This is a genomic window from Bradyrhizobium sp. UFLA06-06, from assembly GCF_054820065.1.
This window is the reverse complement of the sequence record NZ_JADFUD010000016.1, coordinates 129,473-152,101: the sequence shown is the minus strand read 5'-3', so window position 1 is coordinate 152,101 and position 22,629 is coordinate 129,473. Positions and strand designations below refer to the sequence as shown.

Genomic DNA, 22,629 nt, shown 5'->3' with positions numbered 1-22,629 from the left:
GAAAACACGGGGCGATTTGCTGGACATACGTTCTCCGTTAGAGAACTGTCCCTAATTTCCCGTGTCTCACTTTTGGGTGCACTCCAATAGAGTTACCCCGGATTTCGCTGCGCTTCATCCGCTAGAGCAAGACGGTCGCGGCGAGCTCGCGCCTCTCCCCTTGTGGAGAGGCCGGATCGCATGCAGCGGAGAGCAATGCGATCCGGGTGAGGGGTTGCGGTCTCTCGAGGGACGGAGCTCGCGGAGACAGACCCCTCACCCGGATTTCCCGCTGACGCGCGAAATCCGGCCTCTCCCACAAGGGGAGAGGCAAGGTGGAGCAAGTCTCTAAGGGGGCGCCCCCTTACGTCGGCGACATCGCGCCTTTGATCGTGTCTGCCGGCTGCGACGTGCCGGTCAGGCGCGCCCGCTCGGTATTCGGCCACAGTAGCAGCAATCCGAGCAGGCCGGAGCCGGCCATGATCGCTGCGTTGATGGTGAAGCCGGACATGTAGCCGGCCATCGGCGTGGCCGCGTGCTGGATCACATTGCCCATCACCATCGGCGCCAGGATGCCCGAGATCGTGTATAGCGCGCCGTAGATCGCGATGATCGCGCCGCGCTGCGACACCGGCGTAAACTCGCCGAGCATCGGCGGGCACACCACATAGATCGAGCCGCACAGGCCGGAGCCGATCACAAGGAGCGCGATCATGATCCCGCCGGGCGGCGCATAGGGCAGCATCGCGAGAATGGCGCCGCCGATGATCAACGGCACCGAGCCGAGCACGCCGCGCGCGCCGCGGGTGGTGAAGCCGCGCGTCAGCATCAGCTGCGAGATCCAGCCGGTCAGCAGCACGATCGTCGCGCCGAAGATCCAGGGCAGGATCGAGACGAAGCCGGCCTGGTGCTGCGAGAAGCCGAGCCCCTCGATGATGAAGGACGTGAACCAGGTGAGCCCGAGCGACAGCGCCCAATAGGCGCCGAAGGTTGCCACCACGCAACCGATGAAGGTGCGCGATGTCAAAAGCTTCAGGTAAGGAATCCGCGGCTCGTCGGCCGTCACGGCAGACGTCGACACCAACGGCCCTTCCTTGCCGAGCGCGAACCAGGCGACGGCCCAGATCAGGCCGACGATGCCGAGCGCGCCGAAGGCGTGATGCCAGCTGTGATTGACGATGATCCAGTTCAGCGCGGGCACGGCGAGGATCACGCCGAATGCGGAGCCCTGCGACAGGATCGCGGTCGGCAGCGTGCGCTTCTCGTCCGGAAACCATTTGTAGATCGCGTGCGCGGCGACCGAGAACGCAGGCCCCTCGCCGGCGCCGAGAATGATGCGGCAGATCACCAGCGTCGTGAAGCTGACGGTGCCGACCATCGGAAATTGCGCCAGCGACCAGATCACCGCCAGGATCAGCAGCACCCAGCGGGTGGCGACGCGATTGACGATGAAGCCGACCACGATCGCCGAGATCGAGAACAGCAGGAAGAATGACGAACCGAGATCGCCGAACTGCTCCTGGGTGAGGCCCATTTCCTTTTTGATCGGCACGCCGGCGAGCCCGACCACGATCTTGTCGGCAAAGTTCACCACCATGAACAGGAATAGAAGGAAGGTGATTTGCCAGGCGCCCTTCGGCGTCCCCTCTGACGTCCTCTTGGACGTCGCTTGCGTCGTCATGTCCGGCTCCCCGTCGTTTTCGTTTTTGGCTTCGTAAAATCGGCCCCGTCCGGCGATGCTAGCCACGCCTCGCCGTGCAACGCAACACCGCATTTCCTCGGGGGTCACGCGCCCCAGAGCGCTTCCAACGGCCTGATCACGATCGCGTCGGTCGCGCCAGTGAAGCGGTGAACTGTCATGTCCCGACTGCTATGTTCGAGGCCAACGAAAAGCCGAGGTTATTGAAGGTTGGGTTATTTCATGAACAGATCGATCCTACGTGCGGCCGCTTGCATTGCACTCGTATCCGCCGCCCTGCTTGCCGTCCCTCAGGTTCGCGCGGAAGACGCCGCCAATCCCGACTACGCCGCGATCGTCGCCGCACCCGATCGCAGCGATGCGGATCGCCAGGTCGACCAGCGCCGGCAGCCGGCCAAGATGCTCGCCTTTGCCGGCGTCAAGCCCGGCATGACGATCCTCGACATGGCGGCCAGCGCCGGCTACAGCACCGAACTGTTGGCGCGCACCGTCGCGCCGTCGGGCAAGGTCTATGCGCAGGATTCCGCGACCGTGCTCGAGCGCTTCGTCAAGGACAAGTTCGACACCCGCGCCAAGGCGCCGGCGATGAAGAACGTGGTCCATGTGGTGCGGGACTATGACGACCCGATCCCGCCCGAGGTCAACAATCTCGACATGATCACCTTCTTCTTTTTCTATCACGACATCACCTATCTGCCGGTCGACCGCGCCGCGATGAACAAGAAGATGTTCGCCGCGCTCAAGCCGGGCGGCTTCCTCGTGATCGCGGATCACTCGGCCAAGACGGGCGAAGGCACCAGTGTCGCCAAGACGCTGCACCGGATCGAGGAAAGCACCTTGAAGCAGGAGATCGAGGCGGCCGGCTTCAAGCTGGTGGCCGAGGGCGATTTCCTGCATCATGCGGAGGACCCCAAGGACATTCCCGTCTTCAAGGCACCGGTGCCGATCGACGAGTTCGTCCTGAAATACCAGAAGCCGCAATGAGGCACGGCCATCGCTTCATCTGACCAGACCGCCGCGGTGCTTCGCGTCACCGGCCTGACCAAGAGTTACCGCTCTGCCGGCGAAGACGTCGCCGTGCTGCGCGGCGTCGACCTTGCCGTTGCAACCGGCGAGAGCGTGGCGCTATCAGGCGAATCCGGCAGCGGTAAGAGCACGCTGCTGCATCTGATCGCCGGGCTCGATGCCGCCGACAGCGGCGAGATCGCACTCGCCGACATCGTCGTCTCCCACCTCAACGACGCCGGCCGCGCCGAATTGCGCCGCGACCGGCTCGGCCTCGTGTTCCAGCAGTTCAACCTGATCCCGAGCCTGACGGTCGCGGACAATCTGGTGTTCCAGTCACGCATCGCCGGCCGGCATGACGCCGCCTGGCACGACGAACTGGTCGAGCGCCTCGGCCTGAAAAGCCTGCTCAGGCGCTATCCCGAGCAATTGTCCGGCGGTCAGCAGCAGCGCGTCGCGATCGGCCGCGCGCTGGCGCCAAAGCCGCTGCTGCTGCTCGCCGACGAGCCGACCGGCAATCTCGACGAGGACACCGCCGACGAGGTGCTGGCACTGGCGCGCGATCTCGTGACCCGCACCGGCTGCGGCTTCCTGATGGTCACGCACAGTGCGCGGCTCGCGGCGACGCTCGACCGCCAGGTCACCCTGCATGCCGGGATCGTCGCATGAGGCGCGCGCTGTGGATTCTTGCGGTGCTGCTCAGCCACTGGCGGCGGCATCCGATGCAGCTCGCAACGCTCTTGATCGGGCTGATCTCGGCCACCGCGCTGTGGAGCGGCGTGCAGGCGCTGAACCAGCAGGCCCGCATCGCCTATGACCGCGCCGCCGCGACCTTCGGCGGATCGCGCACGGCGATGCTGGTCGCCAAGGACAGCGCGACCTTCCCGCAAGCACTGTTCGTCGATCTGCGCCGTGCCGGCTGGCCGGTGTCGCCGATGCTGGAGGGCCGGGTCCAGATCGACGGCCGCAGCTTCCGCCTGCTCGGCGTCGAGCCGGTGACGCTGCCGTCCGAGGTCGGCAACGCGCCGACGGTCGGACGCGGCAGCCTGCAAGCCTTCGTCACGCCGCCGGGCGAAATGCTGGTGGCGGGCGAAACGCTGCGCGATCTCGGCCTCAAGGAAGGCGAGCGGCCACAGGCCAACGGCACGAGCTTGCCGCCGCTGCGCGTGCAGGCCGAGCTCGCCCCCGGCGCACTGATCGTCGATATCGGCATCGCGCAGGACATCCTCAAAATGCCCGGCCAGGTCTCGCGCCTGCTGGTCAGCAAGTCCACAGCGCCGCACTCAGCGCTGGAAAGCGTGGCGGGTGACAAGCTCCGTCTGGTCGAGCCGAGCGCGGAGAGCGACCTCGAACGCCTCACCGACAGCTTTCATCTCAACCTCACCGCGTTCGGCCTGCTGTCGTTCTTCGTCGGCCTGTTCATCGTCAACTCCGCGATCGGGCTGGCGTTCGAGCAGCGGCTGCCGATGCTGCGCACGCTGCGCGCCTGCGGCGTCTCGGCGCGAATGCTCAACACCGTGCTGGTGATCGAGCTGGTGTCGCTGGCGCTGGTCGCCGGCCTCATCGGCCTCGTCTGCGGCTACTTCATCGCGGCTGCCTTGCTGCCGGATGTCGCGGCCTCGCTGCGTGGGCTCTATGGCGCGCAGATCCCCGGACAGCTTTCGCTCAAACCCGTCTGGTGGTTCGCCGGCATCGCCATCAGCATTCTGGGCGCGCTCGCCGCGGCGGCCGCGAGCCTTGCCAAGGCGATCCGGATGCCGGTGCTGGCGACGGCGCAGCCGCAGGCCTGGCAGCAGGCGCAGCGGCGCTGGCTCATTATCCAGAGCGCGGCGGCACTTGCGGTGTTTACGGTCGCCGCGGGCCTGATCTGGTTCGGCGATTCCCTGATCGCGGGCTTTGCCGTGCTGGCCGCGCTAATGCTCGGCGCGGCGCTGATCCTGCCGATGGTTCTGCAAATCGCGCTCGCGTTCGGCCAGCGCAGCGCGCGAGCGCCGGTCGGCATCTGGTTCTGGGCCGACAGCCGCCAGCAATTGTCGGGCCTGTCGCTGGCGCTGATGGCGCTGCTGCTTGCGCTCGCGGTCAATGTCGGCGTCGGCACCATGGTGGAAAGTTTCAACCGCACCTTCCTGGTCTGGCTCGACGGAAGGCTCGCCGCCGACGTTTACATCAGCGCCGCCAGCGATCAGCAGGCAAAGGAGATCAAGGCCTGGCTGCGCGACCGGCCCGAGGTTGAGGCCATCCTGCCCGGCGGCCGCGCCGACACCCAGCTCGGCGGCGCGCCGATCGAGGTGCTCGGCCTGCCGGACCACGCCACCTATCGTGACAACTGGCCGTTGCTCGAAAGCGCTGCGAATGCGTGGGTTCGGCTACGGCCGGGCGACACCGGCCTCGTCAGCGAGCAGCTGTCGCGACGGATGAAGCTGGCGATCGGCGATCATATCGAGGTGCCCGCCCCCGGCGGCAACTGGCCGCTCGAGATCGTCGGCATCTATGCCGATTACGGCAACCCCAAGGGCCAGATCGCGGTCAACTTCGCCGCGCTGACCCGGCGCTTCCCGCAGACACCAATGACGCGGATGGGCCTCCGCGTGGCACCGGACAAGATCGCACCGCTGATCACCGCGCTGCAGGAGAAATTCGGTCTCGATGATCGCAACATCGCCGACCAGGCGAGGATGAAAACGGAATCCAGGCGGGTCTTCAATCGCACCTTCTCGGTAACCGCCGCGCTCAACGCCTTCACCCTCGGTGTCGCCGGCATCGCGCTCTTGACCAGCCTGCTGACGCTGGCCAATTCGCGGCTGCCGCAGCTGGCGCCGCTGTGGGCGATCGGCCTGACGCGGCGGCGGCTCGCCGCGCTCGAACTGTTGAAGACCATGGCGGTCGCACTGATCACTGCGCTGTTCGCGCTGCCGCTCGGCCTGCTGGTGGCGTGGTGCCTGCTTGCGATCGTCAACGTCAAGGCGTTCGGCTGGCGGCTGCCCTTCCACGTATTTCCCTTGCAGCTGATCGAGCTGCTCGCGGTGGCGCTGGCCGCAGCATTCTGCGCGGCGGCGCTGCCGGTCGCGAGGCTTGCCCGCATGCAGCCGGCCAGCCTGATCAGGATCTTTGTCAATGAGCGCTAGCGTCACCATCACCCGTCGCGCCTTTGCCGGCGGCGCGCTGGCGCTGGCGCTCGGCGGCAAGGGCCTTGCGCAGGGCTTTGCCGGGCTCGGCGAGACGGCGGAAGGATTTGCCGCCGTCACGCCGGGCAAGCAGTTCACGTTCCCCGCGGACCACGGCCCGCATCCGGAATTCCGGATCGAGTGGTGGTACGTGACCGCCAACCTGTCCGACACGAGCGGCGCGGCCTATGGCGCGCAATGGACGCTGTTCCGCCAGGTGATGAAAGCAGGCGGACCGGCCGAGGGTTGGGCCAATCAGCAGCTCTGGATGGGCCACGCCGCCGTGACCAGCGCCGGCACGCACCGCTTCAGCGAGACCTTTGCCCGCGGCGGCGTCGGGCAGGCCGCCGTCGAAGCCACGCCGTTCCGCGCCTGGATCGACGCCTGGGAGCTGCGCGGGCGCGATGCGTTCGATGCGCAGCGTGTCGCGCCGCTTGAGCTCAAGGCCTCCGCTACCGACTTCAGCACCGCGCTGCGGCTCGAGGCCGACCGCGCGCTGGTGCTGCAGGGCGACCACGGCTACAGCCGCAAGTCGGATCGCGGACAGGCCTCCTATTACTACAGCCAGCCGTTCTACAAGGCGTCCGGCCGCATCGTGATCGACGACAGGCCGGTCGACGTCACGGGCATGGCGTGGATGGATCGCGAATGGAGCAGCCAGCCATTGGCGGCCGACCAAACCGGCTGGGACTGGTTCTCGCTGCATCTGCCGGGCGACGAGAAGCTGATGCTGTACCGGCTGCGCCAGAAGGACGGCCGCGAAAACCTGTTCGGCAACTGGATCACGCCGGACGGCCGCTCGGCCGAGATCGCCGCCGGCGGCAACAGCATCGCGCCGCTCGCAACCACCGAGATCGACGGCCGCAAGCTGCCGACGTCATGGCGCGTCAGCCTGCCCGCACGCGGCCTTGCCATCGAGACCACGCCGCTCAATCCAAAGGCCTGGATGGGAACCAGCTTCCCGTACTGGGAAGGCCCGATCCGCTTCTCAGGCAGCCACGCCGGAATCGGCTATCTTGAGATGACGGGGTACTAGAGCTTTTCCCGTTCCGATGGAATCGGAACGGGGCTCTAGATTCTTGTTTTGACGCGTTTTCTTCACGCGAACCGGTATCCACTTCGCTCGAAAACGCTCTAGGACGTGACGGAATTGGTCCGAATGGGGCCGCGGCATGACTGTGGTCCCTCGCCCCGTTCTTACGGGGAGAGGGTTGGGATGAGGGGCGGTCTCCGCGTACGCGGTGACAGCTAGTCTCGCCGAGGTCCCCCCTCACCGGGAACGCATCTGACGATGCGTTCCGACCTCTCCCCGCGCGCGGGGAGAGGTAAAGCAAGGCCGCATGTCACAGCGGGCTTCGCTGTCCCGTCATGACATCGGGGTCAATGGAAAGAGGACACGCCTGACATGTACCACTACACCGCCATCGTCACCTGCCTTGCAGTCGCGCTGCACTTCTTCTTCGCGCTGCAGGTCGCCCGCGCCCGCGCGGTCTACGGGGTCAAGCTGCCGGCGATCACGGGCAATCCGGATTTCGAGCGCATCTACCGCATCCAGATGAACACGCTGGAATGGATGCCGATCTTCCTGCCGTCGCTCTGGCTGTTCGCGGTCTATGTCGGCGATGCCGCGGCCGCGGCGGTCGGCGCAATCTGGGTGATCGGCCGCATCGTCTATTTCATCGGCTATCGCGAAGCGGTGGTGAAACGCAGCCCCGGTTTCGCGATCCAGGCGCTGGCCTGCGTCATTCTCTGGGTCGGCGCGATCGGCGGCGCGGTGTGGCGGCTGGTCCACGCGTAACGCCGCCACATATTCCGCCGTCGTCCCGGCGAAGGCCGGGACCCATTACCACAGGCAGGTGTTTTGCGAAGGCTGGAGCTCCAGCTGCGCACAACAACCGACATCGGTGGTTATGGGTCCCGGCCTTCGCCGGGACGACACCGATGTTTGTTTCGCCAGCCACGCCTCACTTGGTCAGCGGGCAGCCGCTTTCCTTGGCGGTGAAGAAGGCCTTGTCGCCGGGCACCACGGCGATCTGCTTGTAATAGTCCCACGGCTTCTTCGACTCCGAGGGCTTCTTGACCTCGAACAGATAGAGGTCGTGCACCATGCGGCCGTTCGCGAGCACCTTGCCCTTGGCGAAGGCGTCATCGACCGGCAGCTCCTTCAGCTTGGCGGCGACCGCCTCGCTGTCCTTGGTGCCGGCGGCCTTCACCGCCTTCAAATAGCTCAGCGTCGCCGAATAGGTGCCGGCATGGATCATGCTCGGCATCCGGCTGGTGCGCTTGAAGAAGCGCTCGCTGAAGGCGCGCGAGGCATCGTCGTGATCCCAGTAGAAGCCCTCCGTGAGCACGAGACCCTGCGCCGCCTCGAGCCCAAGACCGTTCACCTCCGACAGCGTCATCAACAGGCCGGCGAGCTTCTGGCCGCCGCGCACGATGCCGAACTCGGCCGCCTGCTTGATCGAGTTGGTGGTGTCGAGTCCGGCGTTGGCGAGCCCGATGATCTTGGCCTTCGAGCTCTGCGCCTGCAGCAGGAAGGACGAGAAGTCCGACGAATTGAGCGGCACGCGGACCGAGCCGACCACCTTGCCCTTCTTCGACACGACGATGTCGCTGGTATCCTTTTCCAGCGCGTAGCCGAAGGCGTAGTCGGCGGTCAGGAAGAACCAGGTGTCGCCACCCGCCTCCGTCAGCGCGCCGCCGGTCCCGACCGCGAGCGCGCGGGTGTCATAGGCCCAGTGGAAGCTGTAGGGCGTGCAGGCATCGCCCGTGATGCGCGAGGTCGCCGCGCCGACCACGATGTCGATCTTCTTCTTTTCCTTCGACAGCTCCTGCACCGCGAGCGCGACCGACGACGTGGTGAGCTCGGTGATCATGTCGACGTTCTCGACCTCGTACCAGCGTCGCGCGATCGCGGTCGCAAGGTCCGGCTTGTTCTGATGGTCGGCGGTGACGATCTCGATCTTCTGCCCCAGCACGTCGCCGCCGAAATCCTCGACCGCCATCCGCGCGGCTTCGAGCGAATATTTGCCGCCGTAGTCGGCATAGACGCCGGACTGATCGTTCAGGATGCCGATCTTGACGCCCTGGGCCATCGCCGGCGCCGCAAGCATCAGGCTGCAAGCCGCGACCGCGGCCAAAAATCCGGACTTCATGTTATGCTCTCCCAGCAGTTTCTATCAGGAAAATCGGCGCGACATTATTTTATAACCCCACGCCTGCCCATCTCTTTCCGCTCAGCCAAAAGTATGGCCCCGCGGCGGTCGCGCATGATCTTTGACCCGTCACCCTGAGGTGCCAGCCTTGCGGCGCAACTGCGCCGCTGGGCGAGCCTCGAAGGGCGCACGGCCTGGCTCGTGGCCGTGCACCCTTCGAGGCGTCTGCTTCGCAGGCTCCACCAGCGACAAAGGCGAAGCCTTTGCGCGGGGGTGACGGACACAAGTGTAGGCTGCTCAACCCGCCACGGTCGCCTTGGGCTCCGCCGGCTTGCCCTCGTTCTTTCCTTCCGCGAGGTTGCGCACCACCATGTAGAAGATCGGCGTGAAGATCAGGCCGAACAGGGTGACGCCGAGCATGCCGAAGAACACGGCAACGCCGACCGCCTGCCGCATCTCCGAGCCCGAACCGGTCGATACCACCAGCGGCAGCACGCCGAGGATGAAGGCGAACGAGGTCATCAGGATCGGCCGCAAACGGAGCCGGCAGGCTTCGATCACCGCGTCCAGCCGCGACCGGCCCTCGAGCTCGATGTCGCGCGCGAACTCGACGATCAGGATCGCGTTCTTGGCGGCCAGCCCCACCAGCACCACGAAGCCGATCTGGGTCAGGATGTTGACGTCCTGGCCCATCAGGCGCACGCCTATCGTGGCCGCGAACAGGCACATCGGCACGATCAGGATCACCGCGAACGGCAAGGTCCAGCTGCCATATTGCGCGGCCAGCACCAGATAGACGAACAGCACGCAGATCGGGAACACGTAGAGGCCGGCATTGGCGCCGGTGACCTGCTGGTAGGACAGGTCGGTCCACTCGAAGGAAAAGCCGCTCGGCAATGTCTGGTCGGCGAGTTGCTTGATGGTGTTGAGCGCCGTCGTCGAGCTCACGCCAGGTGCCGGCTCACCCTGCAGTTCGGACGCCGAGTACAGATTGTAGCGCGCGACGCGGTCGGGTCCCGAGACGTCCTTGAAGTCCACGATGCTGCCGAGCATCACCATGTCGCCGGCAACATTGCGGGTACGCAGCCTTGCGAGATCGGGGCTATCCTTCCGGAACGGCAGATCGGCTTGCGCGGTAACGTGATAGGTGCGGCCGAACAGGTTGAAGTCGTTGACATAGGTCGAACCAAAATAGGTCTGGATCGTGTCATTGATGTTGGCGATCGGTACCCCAAGCTTCTGCGCCTTGACGCGATCAATGTCGACGAACAGCTGCGGCGTGTTCGCGGTGAACGGCGAGAACACCGACGTGAGAGACGGCGATTTGCGCGCGGCTGTCACCAGTTCATCGGTCGCGGAAGCCAGCAGTTCGGGTCCGCGCCCCTGGCGATCCTGGACACGGATGGTGAAGCCACCACCGGTGCCGATACCGGGCACGGCCGGCGGCGGAATGACGATGATGAAGGCGCCCTGGATCACCGAGAGACGCTTGCGCAATTCGGCCGTGATCGCGTTCGCCGTCAGCCCCTTCTTCAGGCGCGCCTCCGGCTCGTCGAATACCGGGAACAGCGCTGCGGCGTTGCCCTGCTGCGTGCGCGTCGCACCGGAGAAGCCGGCGAAAGCCGCGACGCGAACGATGCCCGGCGTATCCAGCGCGATCCGCTCGATCTCGCGCACAACAGCGGTGGTCCGCGCCAGCGACGCGGCACCCGGCAGCTGCGCCGAGATGATGACGTAGCCGCGATCCTGCGCCGGAATGAAGCCCTGCGAGGTGGTCGCGAGCAGCCAGCCAGCGCTGCCGATCAGTACGAGGTAGAGCGCGAGCATCACCACCGTATGCCGGATCACGAAGTCGGCCACCGATGCATAGCCGTGCGCGAGCCGGTCGAACACGCGGTTGAACAGCGCGGTGAAGCTATCCCAGCCGCGCGCGATGATGTTCCAGCGCGCCGGCGGGCGTTTCTCCTCATGCGGCACCAGGATCTGCGAGGCCAGCGCCGGCGACAGGGTCAGCGAGCAGAAGCAGGAGATCGCGGTCGCGACCGCGATCGTCACCGCAAATTGCTGGAAGAACTGCCCGGAAATGCCGCCGAGGAAGGCGGTCGGCACGAACACCGCGCACAGCACGAGCGCGATCGAGACCAGCGCGCCGCCGACCTCCTCCATGGTCTTGAGCGCAGCGTCGCGCCTGCTCATGCCGTGCTCGAGATGTCGCTCGACATTCTCGACCACCACGATGGCGTCGTCGACCACGATGCCGACCGCCAGCACGAGGCCGAACAGCGTCAGATTGTTGATCGAGAAGCCGAGCGCGGCCATTACCGCGAAGGTGCCGACCAGCGACACCGGGATCGCGATGATCGGGATGATCGCAGGCCGCCATCCCTGCAGGAACACCAGCACCACGATGACGACGAGCGCCATCGCCTCGTAGATCGTCTTGATCAGCTCGTGGACCGATTGAGCGATGAATTCGGTCGGATTGTAGCCGATATTGTAGTCGAGCCCCTTCGGGAAACTCGCCTTCATCCGCTCCATCGTGTCGGAGATGCTCTTGGCGGTGGCGAGTGCGTTCGATCCGGGCCGTTGCGTCACCAGCAGCGCGACGGCGGATTTGCGCAGCAGGAAGCTGTTGGTGGCGTAGGACAGCGCGCCGAGCTCGACGCGGGCGACGTCGCGCAGGCGTACCGTGCGGCCGTCGGAGCCGGCCTTCACCACGATATCCTCGAACTGCCTGATGTCCTTGAGGCGGCCGGTGAAGACGAGGTTCGGCTGGAAGGCGCGATCGGCGATCGGCGGCTCGGCGATTTGTCCGCCGGCGATCTGCAGGTTCTGCGCCCGGATCGCCGCCAGCACCTCGGTCGATGTCAGACCGAGATTGGCGATCCGGTCGGGATCGAGCCACAGCCGCATCGAGTAATCGCGCGCGCCGAACATCTGGATGTCGCCGACGCCATCGAGCCGCAACAGCTGGTCGCGGACCTGCAGCAGCGCGTAGTTGGAGATGTAGAGCTGGTCGAACGTGTCGTCGGGCGACAGCATGAAGACGACCATCAGGATGTCGGGCGAGTTCTTGCGCGTGGTCACGCCGTTGCGCTGCACCTCTTCGGGCAGCCGCGGCTGCGCGATCGCGACGCGGTTCTGCACCAGCACCTGGGCCTTGTCGAGGTCGGTGCCGAGCTTGAAGGTCGCGGTGATGGTGAGCTGGCCGTTCGACGTCGCCTGGCTGTAGAGATACAGCATGTCCTCGACGCCGTTGATCTCCTGCTCGATCGGAGCGGCGACAGTGTCGGACACGGTCTGCGCCGAAGCGCCCGGATATTGCGTGGTGACGACGACGGTCGGCGGCACCACTTGCGGATATTCCGAGACCGGCAGCGTCGGATAGGCGATCGCGCCGACGATCAGCAGCACGATCGACAGCACCATCGCGAGGATGGGCTGGTTGATGGAGAGCCTGCCGAGATTCATGGTTTGGCACCTGCGGCGGGCTTGTCGCCTGCGGCGGGCTTGGAATCCGCCGGAGCCTGCGCCATTTTTGGCGTCACCTTGGCGCCGACGCGGGCGCGCTGCAGGCCGTCGACGATCACGTGATCCTCCGCCTTGAGGCCTTCGCGGACGACGCGCAGGCCATCGTCGAGCGGCCCGAGCGTGACTGCTCTTGCTTCCACCGTGTTGTCGTCCTTGACCACGAACACGATCTTGCGCGACTGGTCGGTGGCAACCGCGCTGTCCGGGATCAGCAGCGCCTCATAGGGCGAGGAGCCGATGATGCGGACGCGACCGAACTGGCCGGGCAGGACCGACAGATCCTTGTTCGGAACGACCGCGCGGCTGCGCAGCGTCGCGGTCGAGACGTCGAGCCGGTTGTCGAGGAAGTCCATCTTGCCCTCATGCGAGGGCTTGGTTTCGCCGGTCAACGCGATCTGCACCGGGTTCGCCGTGTCGCGCGAGCTCGGCCGCCTGCCTTCGAACCACAGCTTGCTGTTGCGCTGATAGGTCGCCTCGTCGACGTCGAAATAGATGTAGATCGGATCGAGCGACACGATCGAGGTGAGCAGCGTCGCGCCGCCCTCGCTGCCCTGCACCAGATTGCCCGGGGTCACCAGATGCCGGCTGACGCGGCCGGTGATCGGCGCCAGCACATGGGTGAATTCGACGTTGAGCTGCGCGGCCTTCAGCGTGCCTTCGGCCTGCGTCTCGGCGGCGCGTGCCGCCTGCAATGCCTGGCGGCGCTGATCGACGACCTGCTCGGAGACCGCGCTGGTCTGCACGAGGTTCAGCCCGCGCTCGAGATCACGCTTGGCAAGCTCGCCCTTGGCCCGCGCGTCGGCGAGCTGGCCCTCGGCCTGCAGCACGACCGCCTCGAACGGCCGCGGATCGATGATGTAGAGCAGATCGCCGGCGTGGACGATCGCACCATCCTTGAACTCGACGCTGTTGACGAAGCCGCCGACACGGGCGCGGACCTGGACTTCCTCGATCGCCTCGAAGCGGCCGGTGAACTCGTCCCAGTCGGTGACGGTGCGCTTGACTGGCTGCGCGACGGTCACGGGCGGCGGCGGAGGCGCGGCCTGCGATTGCGCGCTCTTGTTGTCGCAGCCGCCGAGCGCCAGCCCGGCCAGCAGCCCGATCGGCGCAAGACCGAGCCAAGGCCTGAGCGACGGGCCGCGCGAGGCATGGCGGCGAAGCGAATGACGCTCGACGCCGGTCACCGGAGCCACACGTCCCGTTCTGTCAATCGAACTCAATTCCCTCTCCCCCAGGATCAGTGCAGGGCTACCAAAGTCGCAATTGGACTTGCGGTGATTCAACGTGGATGGACCACCGCAATGTCGCGGCAGCGGACGTCACAGATGTAGCCGCTCCCCAGTCTGTTCAAGATGGCCGCCGGATCAAGCAAATAGTTGCGTAGTCTGAAAGCCTTACGACGTGATCGCGAAGCCGTGACGACGGGAAGGGACAGATTCACTGGCCTTTCGGGTGAGAAGAGATCACAGACGACTCGCCGAGAATCAATCACAAGGCGAATCACCGACACATATCCGTCACACAACGCCAATTCGGCCTGCGGCGCAGAAACCACCGGGGGTCGCACAAGATTAAAAATGGCCGAATCTCCATACTCTACCTCCCGCTGCATGGCCGAATCGTGGTTAACGACGCGGTGTCACGTGGACACACATTGACACTCGGAAACATCGACAATACGGTCGTGGTTGCCAACCGGTAAATTTTCTTGGCCGCCGCGCTTTTCTCGAACATTCATTGGGCTTTTCTCGCGGCGTGAGTGAGTGGAAGCGATTACGTAATGGCAAGCGCATTTGAACTTGCTGATGTCGGGACTCCGCAACCGTCGCGGTGTCCGCATATTGCGAGCGGACCGGTGCGATCTCGGGTCGCGGATGGTCAACCTCAACGTGTGAAATGCTTCACACGTCATCGTCCCCAACAAATGTAGTTATTGATCGGCTTTCACGCCGCTCGCAGGAGTGCTCATGTCGACCATACCTGCCTATACAATCGGTGGTTTAACACGCCCCGAGCTTCATCTCGATCCGAGCGGCAATATCATTCTGGATCCGGCCGCGCAGGCGTTCGTCAATACGTATGGTCTGCAATATCTTTACCTGGGCTGCCCTCCCGGCACACCGTATCCGCCGGTACCCGGCTTCCTGTCGCCTCCGACCGACGCCAATTCCGGCGCCAACACGGTCGTTGAGGGCGCCGCAGCCAATACATCGGTCGGCATCACCGCGCAATCCACCAGCCTGATCGGTCTTCCGGTCACCTATTCGCTGGTGTCCGATTCCTCGCATGGCGGCTTCAAGGTCGATCCGCATACCGGCGTGGTGTCGATTGCCGATCCCTCCAAGGTCGATTTCGAGAGCTCTGGCGGCAGCTACGTCGTCAATGTGCAGGCGACCGACGGTATCTTCGTCTCGTCGCAGAGCTTCACGATCGCGGTCAGCAATGCCCCGCCCTCGACACCGACTGACGGCAACGCCACCGCCAACGCCGTCAACGAGGGCGCCGCGGTCAACACCTCGGTCGGCATTACCGCGTCGTCGGCCGACGTCAACGGCCCCGGCGTCACCTACTCGCTGACATCGGATTCCTCCAATGGCGGCTTCAAGATCGATCCCACCACCGGCATCGTCACCGTCGCCAATTCGGCCAAGATCGACTTCGAGACCGCGCCGGGCCACGCCTACACCATCACGGTCCAAGCCAGCGACGGCCATGGCGGCGTCAGCTCGCAGAGCTTCACGATCAACGTCAACGACGTCGCGATCAGCACCCCGGTCGACGTCAATGCCGCCGCCAACAGCGTCGTCGAAGGCGCCGCCGTCAACACGCTGGTCGGCATCACCGCCTCCGCGGTCGATCCGAACGGCCCCGCAACCACCTATTCGCTGACCGGCGACACCTCCGGCGGCGGCTTCACCATCAATGCCACGACCGGTGTCGTCACCGTCGCCGATCCGAACAAGCTCGATTACGAGAGCGCGCCCGGCCACGCCTACACCATTACCGTCCAGGCCACGAGCGGCGCGACCTCGACGACGCAGACCTTCACGATCGGCGTGACCGACGCTCCGCCGTCGGCGCCCGCCGACTCTGACGCCGCGACCAACACGGTGGTCGAAGGCGCCGCCATTGGCACCGCCGTCGGCATCACCGCGCACGCCACCGACATCAATGGCGGCACCGTGACCTATTCGCTGGTCGGCAATGCCCACGGCCTCACCATCAACGCCGCGACCGGCGTCATCACCGTCGCCGATCCCACCCAGATCGATTTCGAAACCGCGCCCGGCCACGCCTACACCATCACCGCACAGGCCAGCGACGGCACGCAGACCAGCACGCAAACCTTCACCGTCAACGTCACCGACGCTGCGCCGTCGACCCCGGTCGACAACAATGCTGCCGCCAACACCGTCGTCGAAGGCGCGGCCGCCGGCACCACGGTCGGCGTCACCGTATCCTCGACCGACATCAACGGCCCGGGGGTGACCTATTCGCTGACCGGCGACAGCTCCGGCGGCGGCTTCACCATCAACGCGACAACGGGCGTCATCACCGTCGCCGACCCGAGCAAGCTCGATTACGAAAGCGCGCCCGGCCACGCCTATACCGTCACCGCGCAGGCCAGCGACGGCACCCTTGCGACCTCGCAGACCTTCACCATCGCCGTCACCGAAGCCCCGCCGTCGACCCCGGTCGACAGCGACGCCGGCGCCAATGCGATCGCCGAAGGCGCGGTCAACGGTTCGACCGTCGGTGTCACGGCGTCGTCGATCGACGTCAATGGCCCGCCGGTGACCTATGCGCTGATCGGCGACACCTCCGGCGGCGGCTTCACCATCGACGCGACAACGGGCGTCATCACCGTCGCGGATAGCACCAAGCTCGATTACGAAAGCGCGCCCGGCCACGCCTACACCGTCACCGCGCAGGCCAGCGACGGCACGACGGCGAGCTCGCAAACCTTTACGATCGCCGTCACCGACGTCGCGCCATCGACCCCGGTCGACTCAGATGCCGGCGCCAACACCGTCCTTGAAGGCGCAGCCAACGGCTCGACCGTCGGCATCACCGCGTCGGCGACCGACATCAACGGTCCGGCCGTGACCTATTCGCTGATCGGCGACACCTCCGGCGGCGGCTTCACCATCAATGCCGCAACCGGCGTCGTCACGGTCGCCGATTCGAGCAAGCTCGATTTCGAAAGCTCGGGCGGCAGCTACACCGTCACCGCGCAAGCCAGCGACGGCACGCTGGCGAGTTCGCAGACCTTCACCATCAACATCGCGGATGCTGCGCCATCGACCCCGGTCGACGGCGATGCCGCCGCCAACAGCGTTGTCGAAGGCGCGGCCGCCGGCACTGCGGTCGGCATCACCGCGCACGCGACCGACGTCAACGGCCCGGCCGTGACCTGGTTGCTGATCGGCGACACCTCCGGCGGCGGCTTCACCATCGACCCGACGACCGGCGTCATCACCGTCGCCGACCCGACCAAGATCGATTATGAGAGCAGCGGCCCGACCCATTCCTACACGGTGACCGCGCAGGCCAGCGACGGCACGCTGGCGAGCTCGCAGAGCTTCACCATCGCCGTCAATGACGCCGCGCCGTCGACCCCGGTCGATGCCGACATCGGCACCAACTCGATCGCCGAGGGCGCCGCCAACGGCTCGACCGTCGGCATCACCGCGGCGGCAACCGACGTCAACGGCCCGGCCGTGACCTGGTCGCTGATCGGCGACACCTCCGGCGGCGGCTTCACCATCAATGCGACGACGGGCGTCATCACCGTCGCGGACAGCTCCAAGATCGACTACGAAGGCCCGGCCGGGCACGCCTACACCGTCACCGCGCAGGCCAGCGACGGCTTGCTCACGAGTTCGCAGACCTTCACCATCGCCGTCACCGACGTCGCGCCGTCGACCCCGGTCGATGCCGACGCCGGCGCCAACCGCGTTGCGGTCAATGCGCCGGTCGGCGCGGGAACCGGCGTCACGGCATCCTCGACCGACGTCAACGGCCCCGCCGTGACCTATTCGCTGGTCGGCGACAGCTCCGGCGGCGGCTTCACCATCAATGCGACCACCGGCAAGATCACGGTCGCCGATCCCAGCAAGATCAACATTGCCGATCCGTCCTATGACGTCACGGTCGATGCGAGCGACGGCACGCTGCACAGCCAGCAGACCTTCACCATCGCCGTCGTGGTCGACCAGGCGCCGGTCGTCACCGCCGGCCACACGCTGAACTACACCGAGAACCAGGCTGCGACCGTGATCGATCCGGCGATTACCGTCACCGACGGCGACGACGCCAATCTGGTGTCCGCGACGGTGCAGATCACCGGCAACTATATCAGCGGCCAGGATGTCCTCGGCTTCACCAACCAGAACGGCATCACCGGCTCGTTCAATGCCGCAACCGGAACGCTGACGCTGACCGGCTCCTCCAGCGTCGCGAACTACCAGGCCGCGCTGGCGTCGGTGACTTACATCAACACCAGCGACAATCCGTCCGGGCTGGCGCGCACCGTCACCATCACGACCAATGACGGTACGCTCGACAGCTCGCCGGTCACCGACACCATCAACGTCACCCCGGTCAACGACCCGCCGGTCGTCACCGCTGGTCATACGCTGAACTACACCGAGAACCAGGCCGCGACCGCGTTCGACCCGGCGATCATCGTGTCCGACGTCGACAACACTACGCTGACCGGCGCGACGGTGCAGATCACCGGCAACTACGCGAACGGTCAGGACGTCCTCGCCTTTACGTCCCAGAACGGCATCACCGGCTCGTTCAATGCGGGAACCGGCATGCTGACGCTGACGGGCACCGCCAGCGTCGCCGATTATCAGGCCGCGCTCGCCTCGGTGACCTATCAGAACACCGGCGACAACCCGTCGGGCCTGGCGCGCACCGTCACCATCATCGCAAACGACGGCACAGCGACCTCCACGCCGGTCACCGGCACCATCAACGTCACGCCGGTCAACGATCCGCCGGTCACGACCGCCGGCGGCACGCTGAACTACACCGAAAACCAAGCCGCGACCGTGATCGATGCGTCGGTCAACGTGACCGACGTCGACAGCGCCAATCTGACCGGCGCGACGGTGCAGATCACCGGTGGCTTCGCCGCCGGCCAGGACGTGCTGGGCTTCGTCAACCAGAACGGTATCACCGGCTCTTACAATTCCGCGACCGGCGTGCTGACGCTGACCGGCTCCTCCAGCGTCGCCAACTACAAGGCCGCGCTCGATTCCATCACCTATTTCAACTCGAGCGACAACCCGTCCGGGGCCGATCGCACCGTCAGCTTCACGGTCACCGACGGCACCGACAGCAGCAACACCTCGACCTCGACCATCCATGTCACCCCGGTCAACGATGCGCCGGTCGTGAGCTTCGGTGCCATCACCGGCTTCTCCGAGCCGCCGAACGGCACGCCGGCAGCGAACTCGACGCCGGTCACGATCACGCCGAACCTGACGATCACGGACGCCGAAGGTAACAACCTGACCGATGCGACCTTCGTGCTGAACAATCTGAAGCCGTCGGATGCGCTGTCGATCGCCGGCCACGCCGGCAACAGCGGCGATATCGGCGGTATCCACTTCGAGATCACCAGCACTGCGGGCACCGAAACGATCAGTTTCAGCGGTACCGACACGCTCGCGCACTACAATGCGGCGCTGGACCTGATCCAGTTCAACAACACCAGCGAAAACCCCGACACCACCGCGCGGTCCTACAGCCTGACCGTGCACGATGACGGCGGTACCGCGAATGGCGGCAGCAACACTGGGACGGGATCGACGACAGGAAGCGTCACCGCCGTGGACGACGGACCCACCGCGTCGGTGCCGGCGGACAATTCGATCGGAACAGCGTTCTCGCACACCAATTTCGCGATTTCAGGGCTCTCGGTCGCCGACATCGATGCCGCGAGCGGCAACGTCACGGCGACGATTGCCTCAAGCCATGCGAACCTGACCTTCAATACCGCCGGGCTCGCCAGCTTCACCAACAACAGCAGCCACACGGTGACGCTGACCGGCACCGTCGCGCAGGTCAACACCGCGCTGGCGACGCTAACCTACAACAGCGATGACGGCTTCACCGGCTCTGATACCGTCACGCTGAACATCAACGACAACGGCAACACCGGTACCGGTGGGCCGCTCACGTCGGGCGCCCAGACCTTCCATGTTGGCGTCGTGCCGCAGGTGTTCTACATCGACAACTCGCCCACGGCGCTGGCCAACAGCGCCAATCTCGGCACCGCGGCCGATCCATACACCTCGATCGCCGCCTACAACGCGGCGAATCCGGCCGGCTCTGGCGACTATGTCGTGCTGAGGTCCGGCACATATACCGAGGCCAACGGCATCAATCTCGCCAACGGCGTCAACCTGGTCGGCGGCAGCCACTCCTTGACGTTCACCAATCCGGTGACCGGCGCCGTGGTAACCGCGAACACCGCGACCGGCACCGATCCGGTGATCAAGGTGACCGGCGCCGACAACGGCATCGACCTGCTCGGCACGTCCGGCCACAGCATCAGCGGCGTCAGCATCGATACCTCGGCCTCGACCGGCATGGGCATCAGCGACGACAACAACAATGTCGGCACCGTCACGATGTCCGACATCACGGTCAAGACCGCCAGCGGCACCGGCATGAGCTTCACGCATGGCGGCACCATCACGCTGACCGGCACCAACAACTCCATCACGTCAGGCACCGGCACCGCGCTCGATGTCGAGAACACCCAGATCGGCTCGTCCAACCTCATCCTCAAGAGCATCACCTCGAGCGGAGGGTCCAACAACGGCATCATCCTGTCGAATACCGGCACGGCCGCCGGCAATGGCGGCCTGCACATCACCGGCGACGGTTCGACGGCCGGCAGCGGCGGCACCATCGCCAACAAGACCGGCGCCGACGGCAGCACCGCGCAGGGCAGCGGCGTCTATCTGAACAACACCAAGGACGTTCAGCTCTCTTATCTGGCGATGCACGACTTCCAGAACTACGGCATCGTCGGCACCAACGTCACCGGCTTTACCCTCGGCAACACCACGGTGACCGGTACGAACGGCACCAGCGTCGGCGGAATCGGCGAGGGCGACGTCTACTTCACCGGCCTGTCCGGCACGGCGTCGGTGACGAATTCGACCTTCACGGGCGCGGCGCTCGATGCGTTCCACGTCTTCAATAACAGCGGTCAGACACTCAACCGCATCACCATCACCGGCTCGACCTTTGCGACCAATTCGGCGGCCGGAAACAGCTCGGGCGACGCCCTGGTGTTCCAGGCCACCGACGGAACATTCAACGCGACCGTTCAGAATTCGACATTCACGTCGGCGCGCGGCGACCTGTTCCAGCTCGATCTGCACGGCGGCGTCAGCTCGGACCTCGTGCTGAACGGAAACAGCTTCTCGAACAACAACCAGAACATCGTCTCGGGCGGCGGCGGCATCACCATCAGCTCCGGCGGGACCGGCGACCACGCCAACCTGACCTTCAATATCGCCAACAATACCATGCGTGATGCCCTCGGCACCGCGCTCGCCATCAGCACGGGATCGGGAGCAAGCTCGTTCAACGGCACAATCGATTCCAACACGATCGGCGTCGCCGGCGTCGCGAACAGCGGCTCCGCCCAGGGCAGCGACATCGGCTTCGTCACGATGGGCGGGGCCAATTCCAGCGTCACGATCACCAACAACCATCTGTATCAGTACAACAACGACGGCATCGAACTGCAGACCGGTGACGCTGCGAACGGCGGCAACGCCCTATTGACCGCGATCGTCATGGGCAACACGGTGTCCAACCCCGGCACGTTCGGCAATCATGGATTTGAGCTCAACGCCGGCACGGTCGCAGGCGATGCGCAGAGCGTCTCGCTGACGCTGGGCGGCACCGGCGCCCAGGAAAATCAGTTCCTCGGTTCGGGCGCGAATGGCGGCACCGATATCCGGCTGCGCGATCGGTTCGACACCACCGTCGGCCTGCACGCGGGCGATGGTTCGTCCTATGGCGGCGGCGCGACCGATACCGCCGCGATTTCGAGTTACGTCCTGGCGCACAATACGGTCACCACGGCGCCGACATTCAGCGTCACGGCGGGCAGCACACACGGGTTCGGCTCATCGCCGCTGCTCGCCGCGGACGGCGGCGTGCAGGCCGCCGTCGCGACCCCGGGCGAAACCCACCTGACACAGAGCGAGCTCGACTCGGTCGTCTCAGCGGCCATTACCCAATGGGCAAAGGCTGGCGCAGACGCGGATCAACTCGCCGCGCTGCGTGCCGTGACCTTCAGCGTCGCTGATCTCGCCGGCCAGGTCGTCGGCCTGGAAAGCGCCGGCCACATCACGATCGATACCGATGCCACCGGCCATGGCTGGTTCGTCGATTCGACACCGTTGGACAATTTTGAGTTCACCCACGCGCTCAACGCTTCCGGCTCCGATCTGCAGACCGATCCGTCGACAGCCGCAGCAGGTCATCTCGATCTATTGACCGCCGTGGTCCATGAATTGGGACACGTGCTCGGCCTCCCCGACCTGACGTCGTCATCGGATGTCAACGACTTGATGTATATCAGTCTCGCCGATGGCGAGCGGCGGCTGCCAACTGCGGCGGATGTCACGCAAGCCAACGTGGGATCGGCGAAGGCGATGCCCATGCAGAGCGACACATCCGCAAACCTCAACCGCGACGGCTTCGACTTCTCGTCGTTCACCCAGACGCCCTCGCAGGCCAACACCGGCCATGCGGACCTGGCCGCGAACACCCAGGCCTTTTCCGATCTGTTCAGCGGGCACGCCAATGCCGGCCCCCCCTGGTGGGTCGGCCACGAGACGGTGTTCGCGGCCATGGGTGGCACGCCGGCCGACAATCACGCCCAGCCGCACCATGACCTGATCGTCTGATCGGACGCCGTATCGACCGCACAGCGCCTGCCGAACCGTTTCGGCAGGCGTTGCCTCTGACGGATACCAGCAAATTTCAATCGCCTCATGATGTCTGCGTGGACATGTCCGATTCGTGACAACGGTGCCGCCAGCGGCGATAC

10 protein-coding genes are annotated in these 22,629 nt (G+C 65.5%); 6 read left to right on the top strand and 4 right to left on the bottom strand.

The genetic code is table 11. The features are described from left to right. Positions 1–343: 343 nt before the first annotated feature. Complete coding sequence (locus tag IF803_RS16550; protein WP_461192806.1) at positions 344–1,660, bottom strand: MFS transporter; 1,317 nt, start codon at positions 1,658–1,660, stop codon at positions 344–346. A gap of 240 nt (positions 1,661–1,900) precedes the next feature. On the opposite strand from IF803_RS16550, the gene IF803_RS16545 reads away from it, so the two are divergent. From IF803_RS16545 to IF803_RS16525, 5 genes are all read left to right on the top strand, one after another. Then, positions 1,901–2,662 carry a class I SAM-dependent methyltransferase gene (locus tag IF803_RS16545; protein ID WP_461192805.1) on the top strand — a complete coding sequence of 254 codons (762 nt, stop codon included), beginning with the start codon at positions 1,901–1,903 and terminating at the stop codon, positions 2,660–2,662. Positions 2,663–2,698: 36 nt separating this feature from the next. Further along, the gene (locus IF803_RS16540) at positions 2,699–3,352 is read left to right on the top strand and encodes an ABC transporter ATP-binding protein (protein WP_304498299.1); all 654 of its coding nucleotides are present in this window, start codon (positions 2,699–2,701) and stop codon (positions 3,350–3,352) included. Then, the gene (locus tag IF803_RS16535; RefSeq protein ID WP_461192804.1) at positions 3,349–5,808 is read left to right on the top strand and encodes an FtsX-like permease family protein; all 2,460 of its coding nucleotides are present in this window, start codon (positions 3,349–3,351) and stop codon (positions 5,806–5,808) included. Before IF803_RS16540 ends, IF803_RS16535 begins: the two co-directional genes overlap by 4 nt. Then, complete coding sequence (locus IF803_RS16530; protein WP_461192803.1) at positions 5,798–6,883, top strand: lipocalin-like domain-containing protein; 1,086 nt, start codon at positions 5,798–5,800, stop codon at positions 6,881–6,883. Before IF803_RS16535 ends, IF803_RS16530 begins: the two co-directional genes overlap by 11 nt. 369 nt (positions 6,884–7,252) lie before the next feature. Then, the gene (locus tag IF803_RS16525; RefSeq protein WP_461192802.1) at positions 7,253–7,645 is read left to right on the top strand and encodes an MAPEG family protein; all 393 of its coding nucleotides are present in this window, start codon (positions 7,253–7,255) and stop codon (positions 7,643–7,645) included. A 166-nt stretch (positions 7,646–7,811) separates the two neighbouring features. Here IF803_RS16525 and IF803_RS16520 read toward each other — a convergent pair whose 3' ends face one another. The 3 genes from IF803_RS16520 to IF803_RS16510 form a co-directional block, all read right to left on the bottom strand. After that, positions 7,812–9,002 carry an ABC transporter substrate-binding protein gene (locus tag IF803_RS16520; protein ID WP_461192801.1) on the bottom strand — a complete coding sequence of 397 codons (1,191 nt, stop codon included), beginning with the start codon at positions 9,000–9,002 and terminating at the stop codon, positions 7,812–7,814. Between the two features lie 297 nt (positions 9,003–9,299). After that, positions 9,300–12,473 carry an efflux RND transporter permease subunit gene (locus IF803_RS16515; RefSeq protein ID WP_028344243.1) on the bottom strand — a complete coding sequence of 1,058 codons (3,174 nt, stop codon included), beginning with the start codon at positions 12,471–12,473 and terminating at the stop codon, positions 9,300–9,302. Next, entirely contained in the window at positions 12,470–13,636 is a 1,167-nt protein-coding gene (locus IF803_RS16510) for an efflux RND transporter periplasmic adaptor subunit (protein ID WP_461192810.1), read from the bottom strand. Before IF803_RS16510 ends, IF803_RS16515 begins: the two co-directional genes overlap by 4 nt. Positions 13,637–14,500: 864 nt before the next feature. Here IF803_RS16510 and IF803_RS16505 point away from each other — a divergent pair. After that, positions 14,501–22,486: a cadherin domain-containing protein gene (locus IF803_RS16505; protein WP_461192800.1), complete on the top strand. Its 7,986-nt coding sequence runs from the start codon at positions 14,501–14,503 to the stop codon at positions 22,484–22,486. Positions 22,487–22,629: the final 143 nt, after the last annotated feature.

Bases quoted from the DNA above. Each gene is read 5' to 3' on its own strand.
- IF803_RS16520 (WP_461192801.1), bottom strand. From the start codon at position 9,002: ATGAAGTCCGGATTTTTGGCCGCGGTCGCGGCTTGCAGCCTGATGCTT.
- IF803_RS16525 (WP_461192802.1), top strand. From the start codon at position 7,253: ATGTACCACTACACCGCCATCGTCACCTGCCTTGCAGTCGCGCTGCAC.
- IF803_RS16505 (WP_461192800.1), top strand. From the start codon at position 14,501: ATGTCGACCATACCTGCCTATACAATCGGTGGTTTAACACGCCCCGAG.
- IF803_RS16530 (WP_461192803.1), top strand. From the start codon at position 5,798: ATGAGCGCTAGCGTCACCATCACCCGTCGCGCCTTTGCCGGCGGCGCG.
- IF803_RS16535 (WP_461192804.1), top strand. From the start codon at position 3,349: ATGAGGCGCGCGCTGTGGATTCTTGCGGTGCTGCTCAGCCACTGGCGG.
- IF803_RS16545 (WP_461192805.1), top strand. From the start codon at position 1,901: ATGAACAGATCGATCCTACGTGCGGCCGCTTGCATTGCACTCGTATCC.
- IF803_RS16515 (WP_028344243.1), bottom strand. From the start codon at position 12,473: ATGAATCTCGGCAGGCTCTCCATCAACCAGCCCATCCTCGCGATGGTG.
- IF803_RS16550 (WP_461192806.1), bottom strand. From the start codon at position 1,660: ATGACGACGCAAGCGACGTCCAAGAGGACGTCAGAGGGGACGCCGAAG.